The organism is Actinomadura kijaniata NBRC 14229, assembly GCF_001552175.1.
Lineage (GTDB): Bacteria > Actinomycetota > Actinomycetes > Streptosporangiales > Streptosporangiaceae > Spirillospora > Spirillospora kijaniata.
The window spans coordinates 1-613 of the sequence record NZ_BCQR01000354.1 but is presented as its reverse complement, the minus strand read 5'-3'; the positions used below and the strand labels follow the sequence as shown (position 1 = coordinate 613).

Here is a 613-nt window from a genome sequence, read left to right as displayed (position 1 = left end):
ATCGAGTGGTACGACTTCTTCCTGTACGGCAGCGCCGCGGCGCTGGTGTTCAACAAGTTGTTCTTTCCCACCGCTGATCCGTTGGTGGGGACGTTGATCGCGTTCACCACCTATGCGATCGGGTTCTTGGCCCGGCCGTTGGGCGGGGTGGTGTTCGGTCACTTCGGTGACAAGGTCGGGCGCAAGCGGCTGCTGGTGTTGAGCCTGCTGCTGATGGGGGGTGCGACCTTTGCGATGGGGTTGCTGCCCACCTATGCCAGCATCGGGGTGGGGGCGCCGATCCTGCTGACGGTGCTGCGGCTGGTGCAGGGGTTCGCACTCGGTGGTGAGTGGGGCGGGGCGGTGCTGATCGTCTCTGAGCACGGCGGGGCCGAGAAGCGGGGATTCTGGGCGTCGTGGCCGCAGTCGGGGGCGCCGGGGGGCAACCTGCTGGCCACCGGGGTGCTGGCGTTGCTGGCGGCGGTGCAGTCCGATGCGGCGTTCCTGGCGTGGGGGTGGCGGGTGCCGTTCCTGCTGTCGGGGGTGCTGGTGCTGGTGGGGTTGTGGATCCGGATCTCGGTGTCGGAGTCACCGGTGTTCCTGGAGGCCAAGGCCCGCGCCGAAGCCCGCGCCG

General features: G+C 68.7%; 1 protein-coding gene. It reads left to right on the top strand.

What is annotated here, in order from left to right:
* The coding region (locus AKI01S_RS48680) for an MFS transporter (RefSeq protein WP_157420786.1) at window positions 1–613 on the top strand (613 nt) is incomplete at both ends.